Origin of the sequence: Thiocapsa sp. (assembly GCF_011390875.1) — a bacterium.
Classification (GTDB): domain Bacteria; phylum Pseudomonadota; class Gammaproteobacteria; order Chromatiales; family Chromatiaceae; genus Thiocapsa.
The window spans coordinates 1-3,463 of record NZ_JAABRP010000102.1 but is presented as its reverse complement, the minus strand read 5'-3'; the positions used below and the strand labels follow the sequence as shown (position 1 = coordinate 3,463).

Genomic DNA, 3,463 nt, shown 5'->3' with positions numbered 1-3,463 from the left:
AAACCCCGCCGGCTCCGACGGTCGTCGGAGCCGGCGCGGCCAAGCCAATCCAACACACTACGCATATCGCGCCGGGCGCGGTTTAAAGCCGGTCCAGGTACCGTGTCCCGCCGAGTCGGCTCGCCTGGTCGCTGATCCAGGCCGCGCGTTGCTCCAAGCGTTCCGATGGCTTATCCAAACGATAATGTCCGGGCGCAGGCAGCACGCCGATCAGGAGCGATGCCTCGCGCATCGTGAGCTCGCTCGCCGGCCGATCGAAATAGCGCAGGCTGGCTGCGCCGATTCCGTAGGTGTTGGGGCTGAACTGCACGATGTTCAGATAAACCTCGAGGATGCGCTCCTTCGGCCATAGGATTTCCATCAGCAGCGCGAACCAAGCCTCGAGCAGCTTGCGCGGCAGATCCGAGCGCGGCCAGAGAAAGAGGTTCTTTGCCGCCTGCTGGGTGATGGTGCTGGCCCCGCGCAGGCGCCCGCCGTTTTTGTAGTCGGCCCAGGCTAGGCGGATCTCGATCAGGTCGAACCCCTGGTGGCTCGGAAAACGCTGGTCCTCGCCGGCGATGGCCGCCAGACGTGCCGGCAGCGAGATCCGATCCCAGGGAACCCAGGTTTGATGATAGTAGGGTGGCGACTGATCGAGCCGCCAAAGATTATAGGCGTGCCGCAGCATGAAGGCGGACGCCGGCGGGTCGAGCCAACGTAGCGTCAAGACCAGCACCACCGAGAGCAGCACCAGATTGCCGAGCCCCTTGAGCAGGAATCGACCGACGCGGTTCAGCGGGTGTCGGTTATGGCCGATGGGCTCGATGCGGAAGGCACGCGGTCGCGACAACAGTTCGCGGGACGTCGTCCGGGGTCCGTTCTTGACCCCGTGATCCGCCCCGGCTGCCGCCGGACCTTGTTTGTCGTCCTTCATCAATCCTCGGGGATGGTTGGAACCGCGTCCGCCAAGTGTCTCCGCGCCGGGCACTGCGTGCCCACTGGATCACGATCGGCCGGGGCGGGTGCGTTCCGCGCGCCAGCGCTTTCGAGCATTCGATGAACTGCCATGAAGGTCGCTCGGGCGCCCGAAACCACCTCGGCCGGATCCATCCGACCGTGCGCCGGCAGGCTGTCGAGCACGCTCGCGAAGCGTTTCCAGGCCGCCGAGGATTGCTCTCCGTGAAAGTCGAGGAAACCGGTCGAGCCCAACGCCTGACCGAGACAGCGGCGCAGATGTTTCGCAATCACCCGACCGCCGAGCGTTGCACCCTCCAGGACATAGAGACCGCCGAGCGCGGCACCCGACCCGGCCGGGGCGAGCTGCGTCGATGTGCGCGGAATGTGCGGCTGACCCTGCTCGGCAAGATCCTCGAGGATCGCCGGCAGCTTGGGCCGAACCCCCAGGTCGTTGCGGATCTCCTCGTCCAGGGCGTCGAGCAGGCTGCCTTCCAGGGCCGCGTAAACCTCGGCCAAGGCCTGCAGATAATCGAGATAGTCTTCGCGGGTGACGGTCGGCGACGTGAGTCGGGTCATCAAGGGCAAGCGTTCGACCGCCTCATGTGTCTCGGCCGTCGCGCGGCGCAAGAGGATCGCCAGTCGCGCGGAGGTCGCTGGTTGTGTCGTGTCGTGGATTTCGTGCATGAATATTTCGGGCTCGCTGCGCTCTGCGCTCGCGGCCAGTCTAACACCCGTCCTTGCTCTCCCTGAAAAACACCGAACCGTCGTTCGGCGCGACGCCGAAGGTGTCCGGCCGACGAGCGGTCGAGCATCCGCGTCCGCGGGCTCACGTTTTGAGCCACCCCTCGCGGCATGCTGTGGTTCCGTCCAGTGCAAACCCCACGGAGCCGACGATGAACGCCCTTGCCGACCTCTTTGTCATCCTGCTGTGCCTTTCCGGTCTCTTCGTGATCTTGAGCCTTGTGTGCATGGTCGTCGAGCGCGCTCCCGACGAAGCCGACGGGCGGCCACGGCGCACGCGAATCCAGCCGCAACGCCCCGGACGTCGCTCCCGCGTGGTCCGGCCTCGACGCAAGCCCAAGCAACCTGTGACAGACGCGCCGAGTCCTTCGGTCTGCCCTGCGATCGGTCGGCCGGGGCATGGCACCCGAGGGGTCCTGAGCTGACCCCCGATGATGGCTGGCGCGTTCCGGCGCGACGAGTCTCACTCGGGGGGCAGCCAATCCACCTCGAGCACGTCGGCCAGCCGCCACGGACAGTCGTCCGGGAATGCCGAGAGCCCCGTCTCGCCGACGGCGTCGGCAACCGCGTCCGCCCAGATCTCGTCCAGCCAAGTCGCGTCGCGCAACATGGCCTCGAGACTGGGGGTTCGGTCGAGTCTGGCCTTGATGGCTCGGCGCTGCTCGCGGATCGTGCGCTGCCAACTGCTGCCGCGACGCTCCGGCTGGAATTTCCACTTGAGCAGGTGGGCAAGCAGGAGCGACAGGCGACTGGCCAGCTCGCGTTGTTCACGCTTACCTACGTCTTCGATCTCCTCCGCGAGATGCTCGAGATCGAGCCGTTCCAATGCGCCGGCCCTCAGCCAGTGCGCCTGTTGTTCGGCCCAGGCGACGATATCGGCGTCGTAAAGATCGTTTTTCGGCATCGGCAACTCCCGGTAAACGTACGGGGCCGGGTCGAGTGCCCGGTGCCTCGAGTTCAACCCAAAACGTTAGGCCGCAAGCCCGCGCCCCTGCAACTCCTTGATCTTATCCCGGACGGCGGCGGCCTGCTCGAACTCGAGGTTCTTCGCGTGCTGGTACATGGTCTTTTCCAATGCCTTGAGCTTCTTGGACATCTGTTGCGGCGTCAGGCTGGCGTATTCGATGATCTCCTCGGCGACCTTGGCATACTGGCGCGCCTTCATGGGTGCGCCCGGGATGGCCCCCTCAAGGATGTCGGCGACCGCCTTGCGGATCGTCTGAGGCGTGATGCCCTCGGCGGTGTTGTGAAGGATCTGCTTGGCGCGGCGCCGCTCGGTCTCGCCGATCGCGCGCTCCATGGAGCCGGTGATGCGGTCGGCATAGAGGATCGCCTTGCCGTTGGCGTTGCGCGCGGCTCGCCCGATGGTCTGGATCAAGGAGCCTTCCGAGCGCAGGAAACCTTCCTTGTCGGCATCCAGGATGGCGACCAGCGAGACCTCCGGCATGTCGAGCCCCTCGCGCAGCAGATTGATGCCGACCAGGACGTCGAACTCGCCCAAACGCAGATCCCGGATGATCTCGACCCGCTCGACCGTGTCGATGTCCGAGTGCAGATAGCGGACCTTTACGCCGTGTTCGTTGAGATACTCGGTCAGGTCCTCGGCCATCCGCTTGGTGAGCGTGGTGACCAGCACCCGCTCGCCGACGGCGACCCGCAGCCCGATCTCCGAGAGCAGATCGTCGACCTGTGTCAGGGCGGGGCGGACCTCGACCTCCGGATCCACTAGCCCGGTGGGCCGGACCACCTGCTCGACCACGGCGCCCGAGTGCTGAATCTCGTAGTC

At 65.7% G+C, this 3,463-nt stretch carries 4 protein-coding genes; all 4 read right to left on the bottom strand.

Annotation, left to right across the window (positions count from 1 at the left end):
* Positions 1 to 82 precede the first annotated feature (82 nt).
* A complete protein-coding gene (mtgA, locus tag GPT33_RS09905) occupies positions 83 to 913 on the bottom strand; it encodes a monofunctional biosynthetic peptidoglycan transglycosylase (RefSeq protein ID WP_296808139.1) in 831 nt (276 codons plus the stop codon).
* Complete coding sequence (locus tag GPT33_RS09900; RefSeq protein ID WP_296808136.1) at positions 913 to 1,620, bottom strand: biliverdin-producing heme oxygenase; 708 nt, start codon at positions 1,618 to 1,620, stop codon at positions 913 to 915. Before GPT33_RS09900 ends, mtgA begins: the two co-directional genes overlap by 1 nt.
* A gap of 520 nt (positions 1,621 to 2,140) precedes the next feature.
* The gene (locus GPT33_RS09895; RefSeq protein ID WP_296808133.1) at positions 2,141 to 2,581 is read right to left on the bottom strand and encodes a DUF29 domain-containing protein; all 441 of its coding nucleotides are present in this window, start codon (positions 2,579 to 2,581) and stop codon (positions 2,141 to 2,143) included.
* 66 nt (positions 2,582 to 2,647) lie between these two features.
* Positions 2,648 to 3,463: helicase-related protein (locus tag GPT33_RS09890; protein ID WP_296808130.1), on the bottom strand; the 816-nt coding region annotated here is incomplete at its 5' end.

What these genes read in the sequence shown, in the direction of transcription:
- mtgA (WP_296808139.1), bottom strand. Translation starts at nt 913, where the DNA reads ATGAAGGACGACAAACAAGGTCCGGCGGCAGCCGGGGCGGATCACGGG.
- GPT33_RS09900 (WP_296808136.1), bottom strand. Translation starts at nt 1,620, where the DNA reads ATGCACGAAATCCACGACACGACACAACCAGCGACCTCCGCGCGACTG.
- GPT33_RS09895 (WP_296808133.1), bottom strand. Translation starts at nt 2,581, where the DNA reads ATGCCGAAAAACGATCTTTACGACGCCGATATCGTCGCCTGGGCCGAA.